The 19,902-nt window shown below is 70.8% G+C and carries 12 protein-coding genes and 1 pseudogene; 9 read left to right on the top strand and 4 right to left on the bottom strand.

The window, feature by feature from the left end; genetic code table 11:
* Window positions 1–128: 128 nt before the first annotated feature.
* Complete coding sequence (locus EAO72_RS21610; protein ID WP_148018955.1) at window positions 129–635, top strand: DUF6912 family protein; 507 nt, start codon at window positions 129–131, stop codon at window positions 633–635.
* Between the two features lie 68 nt (window positions 636–703).
* Window positions 704–1,375, top strand: a complete 672-nt coding sequence (locus EAO72_RS21605; protein ID WP_148018954.1) for an HAD family hydrolase — start codon at window positions 704–706, stop codon at window positions 1,373–1,375.
* 49 nt (window positions 1,376–1,424) lie between these two features.
* Here the strand turns inward: EAO72_RS21605 and EAO72_RS21600 are convergent, their stop codons facing one another.
* Window positions 1,425–1,991 (bottom strand): DJ-1/PfpI family protein, encoded by a 567-nt coding sequence (locus tag EAO72_RS21600; protein WP_148018953.1) that lies wholly within the window; start codon window positions 1,989–1,991, stop codon window positions 1,425–1,427.
* Window positions 1,992–2,550: 559 nt separating this feature from the next.
* Between EAO72_RS21600 and EAO72_RS21595 the strand changes: the two genes are divergently transcribed.
* Complete coding sequence (locus EAO72_RS21595) at window positions 2,551–7,584, top strand: NAD-glutamate dehydrogenase (protein ID WP_148018952.1); 5,034 nt, start codon at window positions 2,551–2,553, stop codon at window positions 7,582–7,584.
* A 120-nt stretch (window positions 7,585–7,704) separates the two neighbouring features.
* Here EAO72_RS21595 and EAO72_RS21590 read toward each other — a convergent pair whose 3' ends face one another.
* Together EAO72_RS21590 and EAO72_RS21585 are read right to left on the bottom strand one after the other, a co-directional pair.
* Complete coding sequence (locus EAO72_RS21590; protein ID WP_148018951.1) at window positions 7,705–8,493, bottom strand: ABC transporter ATP-binding protein; 789 nt, start codon at window positions 8,491–8,493, stop codon at window positions 7,705–7,707.
* Complete coding sequence (locus EAO72_RS21585; protein WP_148018950.1) at window positions 8,486–9,319, bottom strand: ABC transporter permease; 834 nt, start codon at window positions 9,317–9,319, stop codon at window positions 8,486–8,488. The genes EAO72_RS21590 and EAO72_RS21585 overlap by 8 nt, the downstream gene beginning before the upstream one ends.
* Before the next feature lie 19 nt (window positions 9,320–9,338).
* On the opposite strand from EAO72_RS21585, the pseudogene EAO72_RS43215 reads away from it, so the two are divergent.
* The 6 genes and pseudogenes from EAO72_RS43215 to EAO72_RS21555 all read left to right on the top strand — a co-directional run.
* Window positions 9,339–9,503: pseudogene (locus tag EAO72_RS43215) on the top strand (ABC transporter permease); the annotation flags it as partial.
* 174 nt (window positions 9,504–9,677) lie between these two features.
* A complete protein-coding gene (locus tag EAO72_RS21575; RefSeq protein WP_148018949.1) occupies window positions 9,678–10,283 on the top strand; it encodes a TetR/AcrR family transcriptional regulator in 606 nt (201 codons plus the stop codon).
* Between the two features lie 122 nt (window positions 10,284–10,405).
* Window positions 10,406–13,960, top strand: coding sequence for a bifunctional glycosyltransferase/CDP-glycerol:glycerophosphate glycerophosphotransferase (locus tag EAO72_RS21570; protein ID WP_148018948.1), 3,555 nt, complete (start codon window positions 10,406–10,408; stop codon window positions 13,958–13,960).
* A gap of 243 nt (window positions 13,961–14,203) precedes the next feature.
* Window positions 14,204–15,433 (top strand): glycosyltransferase family 39 protein, encoded by a 1,230-nt coding sequence (locus EAO72_RS21565; RefSeq protein ID WP_148021947.1) that lies wholly within the window; start codon window positions 14,204–14,206, stop codon window positions 15,431–15,433.
* 79 nt (window positions 15,434–15,512) lie between these two features.
* The gene (locus tag EAO72_RS21560) at window positions 15,513–17,027 is read left to right on the top strand and encodes a bifunctional glycosyltransferase/class I SAM-dependent methyltransferase (RefSeq protein WP_148018947.1); all 1,515 of its coding nucleotides are present in this window, start codon (window positions 15,513–15,515) and stop codon (window positions 17,025–17,027) included.
* Between the two features lie 70 nt (window positions 17,028–17,097).
* Window positions 17,098–17,472: a DMT family transporter gene (locus EAO72_RS21555; RefSeq protein ID WP_236064105.1), complete on the top strand. Its 375-nt coding sequence runs from the start codon at window positions 17,098–17,100 to the stop codon at window positions 17,470–17,472.
* A 67-nt stretch (window positions 17,473–17,539) separates the two neighbouring features.
* Here EAO72_RS21555 and EAO72_RS21550 read toward each other — a convergent pair whose 3' ends face one another.
* Complete coding sequence (locus tag EAO72_RS21550; protein WP_148018946.1) at window positions 17,540–19,696, bottom strand: bifunctional glycosyltransferase/CDP-glycerol:glycerophosphate glycerophosphotransferase; 2,157 nt, start codon at window positions 19,694–19,696, stop codon at window positions 17,540–17,542.
* Window positions 19,697–19,902: the final 206 nt, after the last annotated feature.

Raw genomic sequence — 19,902 nt, 5'->3', positions numbered from 1 at the left:
GCCCGGGACGGGCCGGGCAGGGTGAGGGACGGTTGCCGGGTGGACGGGGCGGAGGCCGGACACGTAACCCCAAAGGGGGACGCCGCACGTATCCTGAGGGCGTTCCGACTACGAAAGCGACCCCAGCCATGCGCGTGTACGTCCCCCTGACCCTCTCCGGGCTCGCAGCGGCGCACCGGGCCGGCGAGGTCGGCCCAGGCCCGTTGACCGCCTACGCGGTGACCCCCGCGCTGCGCGAGTGGTACGTCTCCGACGACATCGAGGAGCTGGAGTACGCGGCGCTCAACCGGGCCGCGTCCGCGTCACTGCGGTTGATCGCGGGGGACCCCGGAGCCGCCCGCCGACGTGTCGTCGTCGCCGTCGACGTGCCGGACGGGGCCGCGGTCGCCGACCCGGACCACATCCTCGACGCCTCCTCGCTCGGTGAGGTCACCATCGCCTCCGCGGTCGCGCTGGCCAAGGCCGCGGCCGTGCACGTCGACTCGGACGAGGCCGACAAGGACGTCACCGCCGCCGCGGCCGCCCTGGGAGCGGCTGACCTCGGGGACGACGACGCCCAGTTCACCGTCGACGGCGCCGAGGACCACGAGCTCCTGTGGTTCGGCATCCAGGAGATCCCGAACCTGATCGGGTGAGCGGGGCCCGCGAAGGGCCGCGCAGGGCTGTTCGGCCGGTTGTCAGTGGCAGCGGGTATTTTTCTCGCATGGGGACGAACGGGAAGCACCGCACGCATCTGGTCTGGGACTGGAACGGCACTCTGCTCGACGACAACACCGCGGTCGTCGGCGCGACGAACGCCGCGTTCGCCGAGATCGGCCTCGCGCCGATCACCCTGGAGCAGTACCGCGAGATGTACTGCATCCCGATACCCCGCTTCTACGAGCGCCTGATGGGCCGGCTGCCCACGGACGTCGAGTGGGAGCGGATGGACGGGGTCTTCCACCGTCACTACACCGAGCAGCGCGAGGCCTGCGGACTGACCGAAGGGGCCGCGGAACTGCTCGCGCAGTGGCAGCTGGCCGGCCGGAGCCAGTCCCTGCTGAGCATGTACGGGCACGAGCACCTGGTCCCGGTCGTGCGGGGATACGGCATCGAGCGCCACTTCGTGCGCGTCGACGGGCGCACCGGGCCGTCCGGCGGCAGCAAGGCGCAGCACATGGAGCGGCATTTCGCGGCGCTGGACGGGATATCGCCCACGTACACGGTGGTCATCGGTGACGCCGTGGACGACGCGGTGGCCGCGGCCCACGTCGGAGCGAAGGCGGTGCTCTTCACCGGCGGATCGCACAGCCGCAGCAGCCTGGAGGCGGCAGGGGTGCCCGTCGTGGACACCCTGGCCGAGGCCGCGGCCCTCGCCCAGCAGCTGAGCGAGTAGCCGGCGGCCCCGTGGGGCGGGCCCGGTCGGCGGGGCCGCGGGACGGGGCTCAGGTCACCGGGGCCTTGGTGCGGAGCACGGTCAGGAACTCACGCATCCAGGCCGAGTGGTCCGGCCAGGCGCGGGACGAGACCAGGGTGCCGTCCACCACGACCTCGGTGTCCTCGAAGGCGGCCCCGGCCGTCGCCATGTCCGGCTCCAGCGCGGGATAGGCCGTCACCCGGCGGTTCTTCAGCGCGCCGGTCGCGGCCGTCATCAGCGGGCCGTGGCAGATCTGGGCCACCGGGCGGTCCGTGTCGAAGAACGCCGAGAGGATCGTGCGGAGACCGGCGTCGTTGCGCAGGTATTCGGGAGCGCGCCCGCCCGGGACGACCAGGGCCACGTAATCGTCCGGGTCGACCTCGGAGAAGGCCAGGTCGGCGGGCCAGGTGTAGCCGGGCTTCTCGGTGTAGGTGTCGAAGCCGGGCTCGAAGTCATGGACCACGAAGCGGAGCGTCTTGCGGGAAGGAGCGGCGATGTGGACCTCGTAACCTTCCTCGCGCAGCCGCTGGTACGGGTAGAGGACTTCGAGGGACTCGGCGGCGTCGCCGGTGACGATCAGGATCTTCGGTGCCATGGCGGGGCTCCCCACGGTGCGTCGGCCTGTTCTGTTTACCGGTACCAGAGTGCGGCAGTCAGGGCTTGCGCGCTGTCCAGAGTGTCAAAGTTCGGGGTCTTCTTTTGTACACATACGGCTCGTGACGGTGACGGGGGCGGGCGAGATAGCCTGGACCCCGTGATCAGCGCGATACGCCTCGGGGGCAGCGAAGCCCCCGGCCTGCGCCCGGAGTGCCACAGCACCCGGGCCCTCACTGATCCCCTCAGCCCGGCCCGACCGCCAAAAATGGCCAATAAGGTCCCGGGCGTCTCTCATAGCGGCATAGCGTCGACGCAGGCCGACCGTCGTATGGGGGGTGGGAGAAGGAACGGGGCGGGGTGTGCGCAGCTGCGAGGCGGAGGATCGAGGCATGGCGAAGCCATGGTGATTGACGACAACGCCGCAGATGCGCGTGCCCAGCCCCGTGACGCCGCCCTCCCGTGCGACGGTCGGTCTCAGACCGGAAACCCCGTGTCGAGGCGGTACGTCGTCTTTTTCACCTACGTCACGCAACGGCGCGCGACAGGAGCCAGAGGACATGCAGACCAAGCTGGACGAAGCCAAGGCCGAGCTGCTCGCACGGGCTGCCGAGGTAGCTGACAACAGCCCGGGCGGTGGTGTCGGTGGCCCGGGCGGTAGCCCCCGGGTGAAGGTCGCGGCCACCGGCGCCGACGACAGCACCGGGGCCGGGCAGGAGCGTTCGCGTCAGGACGTACTGCTCGCCTATCTCCAGCGCTACTACCTCCACACCGCTCCGGAGGACATCGCGGGCCGGGACCCGGTCGACGTCTTCGGCGCCGCCTCCTCCCACTACCGGCTCGCCGAGGACCGTCCGCAGGGCACGGCCAACGTCCGGGTGCACACCCCGACCGTCGAGGAGAACGGCTGGACCTGCAGCCACTCCGTCGTCGAGGTCGTCACCGACGACATGCCGTTCCTGGTCGATTCCGTCACCAACGAGCTGTCCCGTCAGGGCCGCGGCATCCACGTCGTGATCCACCCGCAGGTCATCGTCCGCCGCGACGTGACCGGCAAGCTGATCGAGGTCCTCACCGAGGGCGTCGGCATCTCGACGGACCCCCAGGCCGGCCGGAAGAACGCCAAGGGTGCGAAGGACGCCAAGGCCGAGCTGCCGCACGACGCGCTCGTCGAGTCCTGGATCCACGTCGAGATCGACCGCGAGACCGACCGCGCCGACCTCAAGCAGATCCAGCTCGACCTCCTGCGGGTCCTGTCCGACGTACGGGAGACCGTCGAGGACTGGGAGAAGATGCGGGACGCCGCGCTGCGCATCGCCGACGACCTGCCCGGCGAGCCGCTCGACGACCTCGCCGACGACGAGGTGAACGAGGCGCGGGAACTCCTGCGCTGGCTCGCCGCCGACCACTTCACCTTCCTCGGCTACCGCGAGTACGAGCTGAAGGACAGCGACGCGCTGGCCGCCGTGCCCGGCACCGGCCTCGGCATCCTGCGGGCCGACCCGCAGCACAGCGAGGACGAGGCACACCCGGTCAGCCCCTCCTTCGACCGGCTGCCCGCGGATGTCCGCGCCAAGGCCCGTGAGCACAAGCTCCTCGTCCTGACCAAGGCCAACAGCCGGGCGACCGTGCACCGGCCCAGTTACCTCGACTACGTCGGTGTGAAGAAGTTCGACGCCGAGGGCAACGTCATCGGCGAGCGCCGCTTCCTCGGACTGTTCTCGTCCGCCGCCTACACCGAGTCCGTGCGCCGGGTGCCCGTCATCCGCCGCAAGGTCGCCGAGGTGCTGGAGGGCGCGGGCTTCTCGTACAACAGCCACGACGGCCGCGACCTGCTGCAGATCCTGGAGACGTACCCCCGCGACGAGCTCTTCCAGACGCCGCCCGACCAGCTGCGCTCCATCGTCACGTCGGTGCTCTACCTCCAGGAGCGGCGCCGGCTGCGGCTCTACCTGCGCCAGGACGAGTACGGGCGCTACTACTCCGCGATCGTCTACCTGCCGCGCGACCGCTACACCACCGGTGTGCGCCTGCGGCTGATCGACATCCTCAAGGAGGAGCTGAACGGCACCAGCGTCGACTTCACCGCCTGGAACACCGAGTCGATCCTGTCCAGGCTGCACTTCGTCGTCCGGGTCGCCCCCGGCAGCGAGCTGCCCAGCCTCACCGACGCCGAGGCCGACCGCATCGAGGCCCGGCTCGTCGAGGCCGCCCGGTCCTGGGCCGACGGCTTCCAGGAGGCGCTGGGCGCCGAATGCGGTGAGGAACGCGCCGCCGAGCTGCTGCGCCAGTACGGGCACTCGTTCCCCGAGGGCTACAAGGCCGACCACTCGCCGCGCTCCGCCGTGGCCGACCTGGTCCACCTCGAAGCCCTCAAGAAGGACGAGAAGGACTTCGCCCTCAGCCTGTACGAACCGGTCGGCGCCGCCCCCGGCGAGCGCCGGTTCAAGATCTACCGGACCGGTGAGCAGGTCTCCCTGTCCGCCGTCCTGCCGGCCCTCCAGCGGCTCGGTGTCGAGGTCGTCGACGAGCGTCCGTACGAGCTGCGCTGCGCGGACCGTACGCACGCCTGGATCTACGACTTCGGGCTGCGGATGCCGCAGGCCACGGCCAACGGCGGCTATCTGGCCGACGATGCCCGGGAACGGTTCCAGGAGGCCTTCGCCGCCGTGTGGACCGGCGAGGCGGAGAACGACGGCTTCAACGCGCTGGTGCTGAGCGCCGGTCTGAACTGGCGCCAGGCCATGGTGCTGCGCGCCTACGCCAAGTACCTGCGCCAGGCCGGATCGACCTTCAGCCAGGACTACATGGAGAGCACCCTCCAGAACAACGTCCACACCACCCGGCTGCTGGTCTCGCTGTTCGAGGCCCGGATGTCGCCGGAGCGGCAGAGCGCCGGTACGGAGCTGACCGACGGGCTCCTCGAAGAACTCGACGGCGCCCTGGACCAGGTCGCCTCGCTCGACGAGGACCGGATCCTGCGGTCCTTCCTCACCGTCATCAAGGCCACCCTGCGCACCAACTTCTTCCAGCGCGCGGAGAGCGGCAAGCCGCACAGCTACGTGTCGATGAAGTTCGACCCGCAGTCGATCCCGGACCTGCCCGCGCCCCGCCCGGCGTTCGAGATCTGGGTCTACTCGCCGCGCGTCGAGGGCGTCCACCTGCGCTTCGGCAAGGTCGCCCGCGGCGGTCTGCGCTGGTCGGACCGGCGCGAGGACTTCCGTACGGAGATCCTCGGCCTGGTCAAGGCACAGATGGTGAAGAACACCGTCATCGTGCCGGTCGGCGCCAAGGGCGGCTTCGTCGCCAAGCAGCTGCCGGACCCGGCCGTCGACCGTGACGCCTGGATGGCCGAGGGCATCGCCTCGTACCGCACCTTCATCTCGGCGCTGCTCGACATCACCGACAACATGGTGGCCGGCGAGGTCGTGCCGCCCAAGGACGTCGTCCGGCACGACGAGGACGACACCTACCTCGTCGTCGCCGCCGACAAGGGAACCGCGAAGTTCTCCGACATCGCCAACGAGGTCGCCGTCGCGTACGGCTTCTGGCTCGGTGACGCGTTCGCCTCCGGCGGTTCGGCCGGTTACGACCACAAAGGCATGGGCATCACCGCCCGCGGTGCCTGGGAGTCCGTCAAGCGGCACTTCCGGGAGCTCGGCCACGACACGCAGACCGAGGACTTCACCGTCGTCGGCGTCGGCGACATGTCGGGCGACGTGTTCGGCAACGGGATGCTGCTCTCCGAGCACATCCGGCTCGTCGCGGCCTTCGACCACCGGCACATCTTCATCGACCCGAAGCCGGACGCCGCGACCTCGTACGCCGAGCGGCGCCGCCTCTTCGACCTGCCGCGCAGCTCCTGGGCCGACTACGACAAGTCGCTGATCTCCGCGGGCGGCGGCGTCCACCCGCGCAGCGCCAAGTCGATCCCGGTCAACGCCCATATGCGCGAGGCGCTCGGCATCGAGGCCGGGGTCACCAAGATGACGCCCGCCGACCTGATGCAGACCATCCTCAAGGCCCCCGTCGACCTCGCGTGGAACGGCGGCATCGGTACGTACATCAAGTCCTCCGCCGAGTCGAACGCGGACGTCGGGGACAAGGCCAACGACGCGATCCGCGTCAACGGCGAGGACCTGCGCGCCAAGGTCGTCGGCGAGGGCGGCAACCTCGGGGCCACCCAACTCGGCCGTATCGAGTTCGCCCGTACCGGCGGCCGGATCAACACCGACGCGATCGACAACAGCGCCGGTGTGGACACCTCCGACCACGAGGTGAACATCAAGATCCTGCTCAACGGCCTGGTGCGGGACGGCGACATGACGGTCAAGCAGCGCAACAAGCTGCTCGCCGAGATGACCGACGAGATCGGCCACCTGGTGCTGCGCAACAACTACGCGCAGAACACCGCACTCGCCAACTCGGCCGCCCAGGCGCCCTCCCTGCTCCACGCCCAGCAGCGCTTCATGCGCCGTCTCGGCCGCGACGGGTACCTCGACCGGGCCCTGGAGTTCCTGCCCACCGACCGGCAGATCCGTGAACTGCTGAACGCCGGCAAGGGGCTCAGCCAGCCCGAGCTGGCCGTCCTGCTCGCCTACACGAAGATCACGGCGGCGCAGGAGCTGATCGGGACGAACCTGCCGGACGACCCACATCTGCAGAAGCTGCTGCACGCCTACTTCCCGCAGCAGCTGCGCGAGCGCTACCAGGACGCGGTCGACGGGCACGCGCTGCGGCGCGAGATCATCACCACGGTCCTGGTGAACGACACGGTGAACACCGGTGGTTCGACGTTCCTGCACCGGTTGCGGGAAGAGACCGGCGCCTCGATCGCGGAGATCGTGCGGGCCCAGTTCGCGGCCCGGGAGATCTTCGGCCTCGGTGAGGTGTGGGACGCCGTCGAGGCGCTCGACAACGAGGTCGCCGCCGATGTGCAGACCCGGATCCGGCTGCACTCGCGACGGCTCGTCGAGCGCGGCTCGCGCTGGCTGCTCGGCAACCGGCCGCAGCCGCTGGAGATCGCCGGAACGATCGACTTCTTCCGTGACGGGGTCGAGCAGGTCTGGGCCGAGCTGCCGAAGATGCTGAAGGGCGCGGACCAGGAGTGGTACCAGGGAATCCTGGACGAGCTCACCGAGGCGGGGGTCCCGGACGCGCTCGCGCAGCGCGTCGCCGGATTCTCGTCGGCGTTCCCGGCGCTCGACATCGTGGCGATCGCGGACCGTACGGGCAAGGACCCGCTGTCCGTCGCCGAGGTGTACTACGACCTCGCGGACCGGCTGGGTATCACGCAGCTGATGGACCGGATCATCGAGCTGCCGCGGGCGGACCGCTGGCAATCGATGGCCCGTGCCTCCATCCGCGAGGACCTGTACGCGGCGCACGCGGCGCTCACCGGCGACGTGCTGAGCGTGGGCAACGGGTCCTCCACGCCCGAGGAGCGGTTCGAGGCGTGGGAGGAGAAGAACGCGGCGATCCTGTCGCGCTCGCGCTCCACGCTGGAGGAGATCCAGGGGTCGGACGCGTTCGACCTCGCGAACCTGTCGGTGGCGATGCGGACGATGCGGACGCTGCTGCGGACGCACGCGTAGCGCGCGGGGGTGAGGCGGCCGCCGGTGGGTTCCGGCGGCCGCCTTGTCCTTGCGCCGGACGGCTCGACGTGCCCGGGCGGGCCGCAGAGGGTGCGGCCCGCCCGGGGCCGGGCCATGTCCTCAATCGCCGGACGGGCTCGAAGTGAACCGCTCGTACGCTGCGACGACCTCCTTCGCCGGGCCGTCCATCCGCAGCGTCCCCGCCTCAAGCCAGATCGCCCGGTCGCAGGTTTCGGTGATCGACTTGTTGTGGTGGCTGACCAGGAACACCGTGCCGGCCTGCTCGCGCAGTTCGATGATCCGGTCCTTGCTGCGCCGCTGGAAACGGGCGTCGCCCGTGGAGAGCGCCTCGTCGATCAGGAGGACGTCGTGGTCCTTGGCGGCCGCGATGGAGAAGCGCAGCCGGGCGCCCATGCCGGAGGAGTAGGTGCGCATCGGCAGCGTGATGAAGTCGCCCTTCTCGTTGATGCCGGAGAAGTCGACGATGCCGGCGTAGCGTTCGCGGATCTCCTCGCGGCTCATGCCCATCGCGAGCCCGCCGAGCACGACGTTGCGCTCGCCGGTCAGGTCGCTCATCAGCGCCGCGTTGACTCCGAGCAGCGAGGGCTGGCCCCGGGTGTGGACGCGGCCCTTCGTGGCGGGCAGCAGTCCGGCGATCGCCTTGAGCAGGGTCGACTTTCCCGAGCCGTTGGAGCCGATCAGACCGATCGCCTCTCCCTTGTACGCGGCGAAGCTGACCCCCGTCACCGCGTGCACCTCGCGCGCCCCGGGTGCCTGCCGGCGCGAGACGATCCGGCTGAGGGCCGAGGTGGCGCTGCCCCTGCCCGTACGGGCGCCGTTGACCCTGTACGTGATGTGGACGTCGTCGACGACGACCGTCGGTACCGCGGAATCCGTGTGCTCAGCCACGTCCGTAACTCTCCTCGGCCTGCCAGAAGTAGAGGAACCCGCCCACGCCGCACACCAGTGCCCAGCCGGTGGCGACGGCCCAGACGTGCGGGGGGAGCTGGGAGCCGTGGAAGCTGTCGATGAGGGCGAATCGCATCAGGTCGATGTAGACGGCGGCCGGATTGATCTCCAGCGCCAGCTTCGCCAGGTGCGGGACGCGGTCGCCCGTCAGGCTCGCGTCGAGGCTCCACATGACGCCCGAGGCGTACATCCAGGTGCGGAGGATGAAGGGCATCAGCTGGGAGATGTCCGGGGTCCGGGCGGCCAGCCGGGCGAAGACCATCGAGACACCGGTGTTGAACACCGCCTGCAGGGCCAGGGCCGGTACCGCCAGCAGCCAGGACGGGCGCGGGTACTGGCCGGCGGCCAGCAGGATCAGTACCAGCGCGCCCAGTGAGAACAGCAGCTGCTGGAGCTGTTGGAGGGCCATCGCGACCGGCAGTGAGGCCCGGGGGAAGTGCAGGGCCCGCACGAGGCCGATGTTGCCGCTGATCGCACGGGTGCCCGCGGTGATCGAGGTACTGGTGAAGGTCCAGATGAAGACGCCGGTGACCAGGAACGGGACGAAGTCGCTGACGCCCTGCTTCGTCTTCATCAGGACGCCGAAGATGAAGTAGTAGACCGCCGCGTTCAGCAGCGGCGTCATGATCTGCCAGATCTGGCCGAGCTTCGCCTGGCTGTACTGGGCGGTGAGCTTGGCCGTCGCGAACGCCGTGATGAAGTGCCGCCGCCCCCACAGCTGCCGGACGTACACCGGCAGCGTCGGACGGGCTCCGCTCACGGTCAGTCCGTGGCGGGCGGCGAGAGCGGCGGTCTACTACTTCATCTTCGGCGTCCTGATGAAGACGAAGCAGGGCGTCAGCGACTTCGTCCCGTTCCTGGTCACCGGCGTCTTCATCTGGACCTTCACCAGTACCTCGATCACAGGCGGCCAGTTCGAGCACGGCGCGGACGTCCCCGTACAGCGAGCCGGTGGCCGGGGCCTGGGCTGTTGTCTGGCTCACCACGATCGCTTTCGAGGAAAGGCGGGCAGGGCGGAGAAGGCACGGTCACGACGGGACGGGACCGTATCGTCGCAACGCCGAGGGTAGGACGCCCGGACGTCGCTACGCAACCGTTTCGTCGTCGCGGACTATGATTCGGCCATGACCACCGACCCGGGAAGCCGCCGCCGTGTCCCCGCCGGAGCCGCCGTGCTGCGCGAGGACGTGACCGACGCGATCCGTACCGCGGTCTTCGAGGAGCTGGCCGCGGTCGGCTTCGCCCGGATGTCCATCGAGGGCATCGCCCGCAGGGCAGGCGTCGGCAAGACCGCGGTCTACCGCCGCTGGAAGTCCAAGCTGCACCTGGTCCTGGACCTGGTCTCCGCCGTCGCCGTGCAGGGCATGCCGGCCCCGGCCACCGGCTCGCTGTACGGGGACGTCCGCGCCGTGCTCGAACTGGCCGCCTACGCCCTGCGCCACCCGCTCGCCTCCCAGGTGATCCCGGACCTGCTGGTCGAGGCGGCCCGGAACCCGGAGATCTCCGACACCATCAAGGCCGCCCTGCTCGATCCGCAGCAGGGCATCGCCGCCGTGGTCGTACGGGACGCCGTCGCACGCGGCGAACTGCCGCGGGACAGCGACCCGGACCGCGCCCTCGACCTGATCGTCGGGCCCCTCTACTGGCGGCTCGCGGTCGTCAGGGGCGAGCTGCCCGCGGGCTACCTGGACGACCTGGCGGCCTCGGCCGTGGCCGCCCTCACGCGCTGAGCCCTCGGGGCCCGGCGTCAGCACGCATGAGCGCGACATCACTCGTTGGGGACCGTAACCGGTGACCCCCGGCCGTTCACGGGGTTGAGCCATACGGATAGCCAGGCCCCCGATGAACGGACGTGCTCACCATGCCGCCACGGCTCAGTGTCGTTGTCCCCGTCCACAACGTGGAACCCTTCCTGACGGACTGCCTGAAGTCGCTCGCCGAGCAGACCGTCACCGACCTCGAAGTGGTGATGGTCGACGACGGGTCCACCGACGGCAGCGCGGCCCTGGCCGCCGGGTTCGCCGAGCAGGACGACCGCTTCCGGCTGATCAGCCAGGAGAACGGCGGGCTCGGGCACGCCCGCAACACCGGCGTCCGGCACTGCGACCCGGAGAGCCGCTACCTCGCGTTCGTCGACAGCGACGACATCGTCCCGCCGCGGGCGTACGAACTGCTGGTCGGCGCCCTGGAGGAGACGGGCTCGGACCTCGCCTCCGGCAACGTGCTGCGGCTGCGGGCCGACGGCAGGCTCCAGCAGTCACCCATGTTCCGGGCGCCCATGGCGACCACGCGGCTGCGTACCCACATCTCCCGCGACCGGGAACTCACCGGCGACCGGATCGCCTGCAACAAGGTCTTCCGCCGCTCGTTCTGGAACGAGCACGGGTTCGCCTTCCCCGTCGGCGCGCTGTACGAGGACATCCCGGTCGTGCTGCCCGCGCACTTCCTGGCCGGCTCCGTCGACATCGTGAAGGACCCCGTCTACCACTGGCGTGACCGCCCCGGCTCGATCACCGCGGGCCGGGCCGTCGTCCGCGGCATCCGCGACCGGGTCGCGCACGTGCAGGGTGTCTGCGCCTTCCTGGAGGAGAACCGCACGGCCGACGACAAGAGCCACTACGAGGCGCACGCGCTGGCCAACGACCTCTGGTATTTCATGGAGGTCCTGCCCGACGGCGACGACGCGTACCGCGAAGCCTTCCTGACGCACACCAACGCCTTCATCGACCAGCTCGAACCGGCGGTACTCGACGGGCTTCCGCTGCGGCTGCGGCTGATGTGGCACCTGGTGCGCGAGCGCCGCACGGAGGAACTGCTGGCCCTGCTCGCCTTCGACAAGCGCGAGCCCGGCGCGTTCGCCGTACGCGGGCTGCGCCGCCGGCGGGCCGTCTACCCACCGCTGACCCGGCCGGTGCCGGGCCGGGTGCTGCGCGTCGGCGAGCGTGATCTGCCGCTGGTCGCCCGGCTGCGGGAGGCCGGCTGGCAGGACGGCAAGCTGCGTCTGAAGGGGTACGCGTACATCCGCAATCTGCCCGCAGGCTCGGGGGCCTCCGAATTCCGGGCCGGATGGCTCCGGGCGGGCGGACGGCAGGTGATCCCGCTCCGGCTGCGCAGGACCGCCGAGCCGGAGGCCACCGCGCGCTCCCGGCAGAGCCTGCACGACTACGACCGGTCGGGCTTCGAGACGGTGCTCGACCCCGCCAGACTCCGTATCCCCGTGGACGGCCCGGCCGCCCACGTCGCCTGGCGCCTGGAGCTCGGCGTCGCCCGGAGCGGGCTGCTGCGCCGTTCCGCCCCCGGCACCGCCGAGGCACCCGTGGCGCCGCCCGTGTACCGGCCGGACGGCGATCACCGGATCGTGCCGGTCTTCGACGGCGACCGGCTGGTCGTGCACGCCGAGCGGATCGACGCACGCTTCGAGACCCACCGCGCGGGCGAGCAGGCCGACGGTGCGGCCGCCGTCGTCGTCGACGGCATGCTCCGCAACCGGCTGGTCGGTCAGGACCTGCGGCTGAGCCTCACCCACCGCTCCTCCGGCACCGCCTTCGAGTGCCCCGTGACGGTGCTGGAGGACACCACGCCCTCGGCGACCGGATGGCGTCGCTTCACGGCGGCGATCCCGCTCTCCGCGCTTCTGGACGCCCGGCCCGCGGCCGCGCAGGGGCGGTCGGGCATCCCGTACAGCGTCCATCTCGTCGGCCCGGGCGGCAGCCGCACGCCCATCGACGTGCCGGGGCCCGTCCCGCCGGGCCGCTATCCCCTCGCGCCGGCCGGTGACGAGCCCCGCGAGCTGGGTCTCACCGTGAGCGCGCGCGGCAATCTGCTGATCAGCGACCGCCCCGTCCAGCCCGCCGTGGAACTGGCCGCCTGGACCCAGGACGGAAAGCTGCTCCTGGAGGGCACCTTCCCGGACGATCCCCGGCGCCCGGTCGAGCTGGTGGCCCGGCACAGCGGCCATCACGAGGAGGCGGTCTTCCCCGTCGCGTGCACCGGCCCCGAGGACGAGCGGCGGTTCACGGCCGAGCTGCGGCCGGACGCCGTCGCGAGGTGCGGCGGCGGCGAACTGCCGCTGGGCGAGGGCAACTGGTACTTCTTCCTCCGCGAGAAGGGCGCCGCCGACGAGACCCGTGACACCGCCCTGCGCCTCCCGGCCGCCGTCCACCACACCCTGCCCGCCGCCCGTACCCTGGCAGGCCGCGCGTACGTCATCGAGCGGCGCTTCCACGACCAACTGCTGCTGAGCTGCGCGCCCCCGCTCGGCGTCGCGGAGCGCGGCCCCCGTGCCCGGCGGCTGCTCGGCGTGGCCTACACGGCACAGCGCACCGCGGCGCTCCGCGACGCGGTGCTGTTCAGCAGCTTCGACGGCCGGCAGTACTCGGACTCACCGCGCGCCGTTCACGAGGAGCTGACCCGGCGGGGTACCGGTGCGGAGCATCTGTGGGTCGTGCGCGACAGCCAGGCGCGCATCCCGGCCGGGGCCACCGCCGTGGAGCACGGCTCGGCCGCCTGGTACGAGGCGCTGGCCCGCAGCCGGCACATCGTCACCAACACCCAGCTGCCCGAGTGGTTCGCACGGCGCGAGGGCCAGACCGTCGTCCAGACCTGGCACGGGACCCCGCTCAAGCGCATCGGTCTGGAGCTCGCCGGAACCGCCCAGGCGAACCGCGCCTACATCGCCACCCTCGAACAGCGCGCCCGTCAGTGGAGCCTCCTGGTTTCGCCGAACACGTACGCGACGCCGGTGCTGCGCCGCTCCTTCGGCTTCGAGGGCGAGGTCCTGGAGTGCGGCTACCCGCGCAACGACCTCTTCCACGCCCCGGACCGGAGCAAGGTCGCCGCCGCGGTACGGGAGACCCTCCAGATCCCCGACGGCAAGCGGGTCGTGCTCTACGCGCCGACCTGGCGCGAGGACCGGCCGAGGAACAACGGCCGCTACACCATGGACCTGCGGCTCGACCTCGCCGCCGCCGAGCGGGAACTGGGCGCGGACACCGTCCTGCTGGTGCGCCGTCACTACCTGGTCACCGACCGGCTCCCGGACAGCGGCACGGGCTTCGTCCGCGATGTCTCGCGCTATCCGGATGCCGGCGAGCTGATGCTGATCAGCGACGCGCTGGTGACCGACTACTCCTCGATGATGTTCGACTTCGCGCTCACCGGACGCCCGATGCTCTTCCACACCTACGACCTGGAGCACTACCGCGACACGCTGCGCGGCTTCGCCTTCGACTTCGAATCGCGGGCACCCGGACCGCTGATCCCCGAGTCCGCCGATCTCGTCGAGGCCCTGCGCGACCCGGTCCCGGCGACCGCGGGACACGCGGGGGCGTACGAGGCCTTCCGGCGGGACTTCTGCGACCTCGACGACGGCCGGGCGGCCGCGCGGGTGGCCGACCGTTTGCTGTAGCCCGCGCCCCGTGCGACACCGCGCCGGGCGGGCACGGACACGCGGTGAAGTGCGGGGTGGCGTGGTGGTGAACGCGCATTGACGCACGGACTGTCCGAACTGGGTGAACCGTTCGAGTGATTCGGGGAAAGTGGCGTTTGCACGGATGCGCAGGGAATCCGAGCCGCGGACCGGATAAGTATGTTCATCGGTGCGTTGCATCGCGACCTCGGGTTGCTACGTTCTGTTTTCATGGGTATCCGAATGTGGTGCGAGACCTGGGATGTGCGACGGGCCAGAGCTGCTGTACTTGTTGCCGCGGCCGTCGGTCTTCTCACTCGCACGCTCATCGCGGCGAATGTGCCGGGGCCCGCCGATGTGCGCTTCTTCCAGGGATTCGCCCGGGCCGTCGCCGCTCATGGGCCCATTCGAATCTATGAGCAGCAGCTGCCCGGACTGCCCGTCTACAACCACCCGCCGCTGGCCGGCTGGATGCTGCTCGGACTGGACGGTATTTCGGATTTCGGAATTTCGTTCGCCACGCTGATGAGGTGGCCGGCGTCGCTCGCCGATTTCCTCTGCGCCCTGCTCGTGTTCGAAATCGTCCGCAGGCGTGCCGCCCTGCGCACCGCGGTGCTGTGCGGGACGGGCGTGGCCCTCAGCCCGGTGCTGATCGCCACGTCCGGCTACCACGGCAACACCGACGCGGTCGCCGTCGTGTTCGCCCTGGCCGCCGCCCATCTGCTGGCCGACCGCAGGTCCCCGTTCGCCGCGGGAGTGGCCGCGGCGCTCTCCATCAGCGTCAAGTTCATCCCGGTCGTGGTGGTCCCGGCGCTGCTCGTCGCGGCGCTGCGGGGCGGCCGTCCGGTGCTGGTCCGCTTCGCCGCCGGGTTCGCCGCCGTGTTCGCGCTCGTGTGGGGTCCGGTCCTGGCAACCGTTCCGCAGGACCTCCAGCGGAACGTGCTGGAGTACGCGGGCGGCAGCTACCGCTTCTGGGGACTGGTTCGCTTCGCCGACGTGTCCGGCCTGCCGGAGTCCGTCATCACCTTCATGCAGGGCGGCGGTCACTTCCTCTTCGTCCTGCTGTGCGTGGCCGCCGGGGCCCGGCTCGCGTGGCTGCGGCCCGCGCAGCTGCCGGGCGTCGTCGCCGCCACGCTGGGCCTGCTGCTCCTGCTGTCCACCGCCTCCGGTCTGCAGTACCTGACCTGGGCGGCGGCGGGAATGTTCGTCCTCGGGGCGTGGGAGGGGCTCGCGTACAACGCCGTGCTCGGGCTGACCGCCGTCCTCGGCTACAGCGGACGCTCCGCCGTGAGCTGGAGCGAACCGGTGCTGTACCTGGGCGCCGCCGGCTGGATCGTCCTCGCGGCCGGGCTGGCCACCGGTGTCCACCGCCTTCTCGCCACGTGGCCCGGCGAGGACCCGTCCGGCCGCGCCGGGCGGGCGCAGCTCGCCGTTCCCCGTACCTCCCAGCCCTCCGGGTCCGCCGTCACCTGACCGCGACCCCGGAACGGCACCCGTCCTCGCCCCTCCCCGACCCCCGCCACGTGCACCGAGCGCAACTGGAGAACGCCCCGTGAAGGAAAGCCCGAGCCCCAGGATCGGCATCCTGGTGGTCGCGTACAACGCGGAGACCACGCTGGAGAAGACCCTCGACCGGATTCCGGAGGATTTCCGGTCCCGGGTCGACGAGATCCTCATTCTCGACGACGCGAGTCATGACGCGACCTTCACCGCGGGCTGCCGGTGGTCGCAGGCCGAGGGAATGCCGCGGACCGTGGTCATGCGCCACACCAAGAACCTCGGATACGGCGGCAACCAGAAAGCTGGGTACGCTCTGGCCGCCGCGCATGGACTCGATATCATCGTGCTGCTGCACGGTGACGGTCAGTACGCCCCCGAATTGCTCCCCGAAATGGTCGCGCCGATCGAGAGCGGCGAATGCGAGGCGGTTTTCGGATCGCGCATGATGAAATCCGGTAGTGCCCTCAAGGGTGGCATGCCGATGTACAAGTGGCTGGGCAACCGTATTCTCACCCGGCTGGAGAACGGGCTGCTCGGGTCGGAGCTCACCGAATTCCACTCCGGTTACCGCGCCTACAGCGTCGAGGCGCTGAAGAAGCTTCCCATCGACCGGAACACGGACGCCTTCGACTTCGACACCCAGATCATCGTCCAGCTGCTGAACGCGGGAATGCGGATCAAGGAGATCCCGGTCCCCACGTACTACGGCGACGAGATCTGCTACGTCAACGGCATGAAGTACGCGAAGGACGTCGTCAAGGACGTCCTCGAATACCGGCTGGCGGTCAAGGGGTTCGGCACCTGCGCCTGGATCCCCAAGCCCGTGGAGTACGCCTTCAAGGAAGGCGACGGCTCCTCGCACGCGGTCATCCTGGAGAAGATGCGGAAGATGCCCCCCGGCCGGGTCCTGGACCTCGGCTGTTCCGGCGGGCTGTTCGCGCAGCGTCTCGAATCCCTCGGCCACGAGGTGACCGGCGTGGACTACGTCGAGGTGCCCGGGGTGCGCGAGAAGTGCACCCACTTCCATCTCGCCAACCTGGAGGAGGGGCTGCCGGCGGAGATCGGCACCGGCTTCGACTACGTCGTGGCCGGGGACGTCATCGAGCACCTCTCCCGTCCCGAGCGGGTGCTCGCCGAGGTCGCGACCGTGTTGCGGCCCGGCGGCGAGGTGCTGCTCTCCGTGCCGAACTTCAGCCACTGGTACTCACGGCTGCGGGTCGCGCTCGGCGCCTTCGACTACGACCGCCGCGGCATTCTCGACGAAACGCATCTGCGCTTCTTCACCCGGGCCAGCCTGCGCCGCACCGTGCGCGCCGCGGGCTACGACGTCCTGGACATCGCCTCGACCGGGGCGCCGTTCTGGTCACTCCTGGGCCGCGGGCCGCTCGCCGCCGTACTCGGCGGGATGTCGAGGCTGCTCACCCGGATCCGGCCGACGCTGTTCGGCTATCAGCACGTCGCACTGCTCACCCCGCATGCGGCCGAGACGATCATCGCTGGAGAGCACGTCGATGTACAGGACATCCTCAACCGACAGTACGTCCCTGCCGACCGGGTCGGCGTCTGAGGCGACGATCCCCGAACCCACCCCCGCCCCGGCATCCGAGTCGCGGGCCGCCGCAGTCAGGAGCAAGGCCTTGACCCTTCCCAGTCTGATCCTGCTGCTGTTCGCCGTGTTCTCGTCGGCCGGTGGCCAGATCATGCTCAAGCACGGGATGAAGGGCGCCGTCGCGACCGCCGGGCGGGACGGCGGCTCGGTCGCGCTGCGGGCCGCCACCAGCCCGTGGGTCGTCCTCGGCCTGGTGGTCTTCGCGGTGTCCGCACTCGCCTGGATGTCGACCCTCGCCAAGGTGCCGCTCTCCATCGCCTATCCGTTCAACGCCCTCGGCTATCTGCTGATCGTCGGAGCCGGGGCGACGGTGCTGCACGAGCGGACCTCGATGTGGACCTGGGGCGGCTCGCTGCTCGTGGTGATCGGCCTCGCCACGGTCATGGCGGGCCAGCAACGCTGAGCCCGTGCACGCCGAAGGGCCCGCCACGGCGGGCCCTTCGGCGTGCACGACAGCGTGTGCGACGGAATCATGCCGTGGCGGACTCCTCGCCCAGCAGGACCCGGCGCACCACGCGCTCGGCGGCGCGGCCGTCGTCGTACGGGCAGAAGCGGGCCCGGAAGGCGGCCAGGAGCTCCCGGTTCGCCGGGCTGTCCCAGCTGCCGTCGTTGAAGACACGCGCCAGCTCGTCCGTGGTCGTCGCCACGGCACCCGGGGTCTCGCCGGGCCGGCCGGAGAGCAGGTCGAACACGACGCCGCGGACCGTGCGGTACGTCTCCCAGTCCGGGGCGTGCACGACGATCGGGCGGTTCAGGTGCGCGTAGTCGAACATCACCGACGAGTAGTCCGTGATCAGCGCGTCGGCCGCCAGACAGAGGTCCTCGATCCGCGGGTGCTCGCTGACGTCGATGACCGAGGGGCCCCCGGGCAGCTTCGCGCCCCCGTAGAAGTAGTGCGCGCGCACCATGACCACGGTGTCCGGGCCGACGGACGCGCAGAACCGCTCCAGGTCCAGTCGGCTGGTGAAGGCCGCCTCGTAGTCGCGGTGGGTGGGCGCGTACAGCAGGGCGCGCTGCCCGGGCCGGATGCCCAGGCGCTCGCGGACCGCCCGGACCTGTTCGTCGGTCGCCGAGGCGAGGACGTCGTTGCGCGGGTACCCCGTCTCCAGGGTCCGCGCGGCGCCGGGGTAGGCGCGGGCCCACACCTCGGTCGAGTGCGGATTGGCGGAGACGCTCCAGTCCCACCGGTCGATCCGCTTGAGCAGCCGGTCGAAGTTCAGGCCCTGCGCCGCCGCCGGATAGTCCTGCTGGTCCAGGCCCATGATCTTCAGCGGGGTGCCGTGGTGTGTCATCACGTGTACCTGGCCGGGGCGCTTGACCACGTGGTCGGGGAAGTTGACGTTGTTGAAGAAGTACGTGGCCCGGGCCATCGTGGCCCAGTAGCGACGGGTGCCGGGCACCACGTAGTCGATGCCCTCGGGCACCGAGTCCACCTGGTTCTTCGAGACCACCCAGACCCCGCGCACCCCCGGCGCGAGCTCCTGGGCCTTGCGGAAGACGGCCTCCGGATTGCAGCTGACCCCGCGGTTCCAGTACGCGGCGTAGACGGCGAGCCCGCGGTCCAGCGGGAGCTTGCGCCAGTACCAGTAGTAGCGCCGACTCAGGCTGCGCTTGGCCCGGTCCCGCACCGCGTCCGGGGCGGCCCGCAGCCCGCGGCGCAGGGCCAGGGCCGTGTCGAGGGCGCCGAGCAGGGCGTACCGGCCGCCGCCGATCAGCCGGGGGCGCAGCCCACGCGCGCCGCCGGGGAGGCGGTACCCGGCGGGCCGGTAGGTGCGGTGGAAGGCGGCGACGGAGCGTACGTACCTCCGGCGGCGACGGGTCACGGACGGATAGTCGGCCAGCAGTTCCTGGACGGCCCGTTCGAAGAGCAGCGGCTGCACGGCGAGCAGCCGGGGGCGCTCGCGGAGGAACTCCATCAGCCCGGCGTACGCGTCGACGAGCTCGGCGGACGCCGCTTCCGGTGTCTCGTCGCCGAGGCCCGGCAGGTAGCGCTGCCGGCGGTGTTCCACGCAGGCGGTGGGCAGGACGGCCACGGACTCGGCGGCGGCGACGGTCTGCAGGGCGTAGATCCGCTCCCCGTGCCGCCCGGGTCCGAAGGTCAGCTTCTCGCTCTCGTGCAGGGCGCGGCGCACCGCCCGGTTCCAGGACACCGGGGCGATGTCGAGGAGCGCGGACTGGCCGGGGGCGGCCAGCGGGCCGTCGGAGAGTTCGCCCAGCCGCTCCAGCGACCTGCTGGGCCGGGACCGCCCGCGGAACGGCCGCTTGTGGTGGCCGAACAGCAGCAGATCGGGTTCCCCGGCGTCCACGAGCCGTCCGGCGACGGCGTCCAGCGCGCCCGGCAGGAGGACGAAGTGCGCGTCCAGGAACAGCAGGTAGTCCCCGACGGCCCGCTCCGCCCCGGCGTTGCGGCACCCGTCCGGACCCGCGCCGTCCGGCAGGTGGATGGCCTGCACCCGGTCGTCCCGGGCGGCGAACTCGTCGAGCAGCAGCCCCGATCCGTCCGGCGACCCGTCGGCGACACCGATCACCTCGATGTCCGTGAACGGCTGGGAGAGCACCGACTCCAGGCATTCGCGCAGACTTCCCCGGGCGCGGCGGACGGGGATGATGACACTCAGGCGGGGCATACGGACTCTTTCTCGGACACGGGCGTGCGGAGCGGCAGGGCCGGGGCGCGGCGCACGGACGTACGCGCGCCGACCGTGGAGGCGGGTACTCCGTAAACGCCCGATGGAGTGACAGGGTTACGCCGCACGCCGCCTGCCACGCGAAACGCCAGGTGGGGGCACCCCTGTTGGCGTACACAGGGATGCCCCCGGTTGACGTACCGGTG

Origin of the sequence: Streptomyces sp. OR43 (assembly GCF_008042275.1) — a bacterium.
Classification (GTDB): Bacteria; Actinomycetota; Actinomycetes; order Streptomycetales; family Streptomycetaceae; genus Streptomyces.
The sequence above is the reverse complement of the archived record's forward strand: the minus strand, read 5'-3'. Positions and strand labels throughout refer to the sequence as shown.

Bases quoted from the DNA above. Each gene is read 5' to 3' on its own strand.
- EAO72_RS21595 (WP_148018952.1), top strand. From the start codon at position 2,551: ATGCAGACCAAGCTGGACGAAGCCAAGGCCGAGCTGCTCGCACGGGCT.
- EAO72_RS21565 (WP_148021947.1), top strand. From the start codon at position 14,204: ATGTGGTGCGAGACCTGGGATGTGCGACGGGCCAGAGCTGCTGTACTT.
- EAO72_RS21600 (WP_148018953.1), bottom strand. From the start codon at position 1,991: ATGGCACCGAAGATCCTGATCGTCACCGGCGACGCCGCCGAGTCCCTC.
- EAO72_RS21605 (WP_148018954.1), top strand. From the start codon at position 704: ATGGGGACGAACGGGAAGCACCGCACGCATCTGGTCTGGGACTGGAAC.
- EAO72_RS21550 (WP_148018946.1), bottom strand. From the start codon at position 19,696: ATGCCCCGCCTGAGTGTCATCATCCCCGTCCGCCGCGCCCGGGGAAGT.
- EAO72_RS21610 (WP_148018955.1), top strand. From the start codon at position 129: ATGCGCGTGTACGTCCCCCTGACCCTCTCCGGGCTCGCAGCGGCGCAC.
- EAO72_RS21575 (WP_148018949.1), top strand. From the start codon at position 9,678: ATGACCACCGACCCGGGAAGCCGCCGCCGTGTCCCCGCCGGAGCCGCC.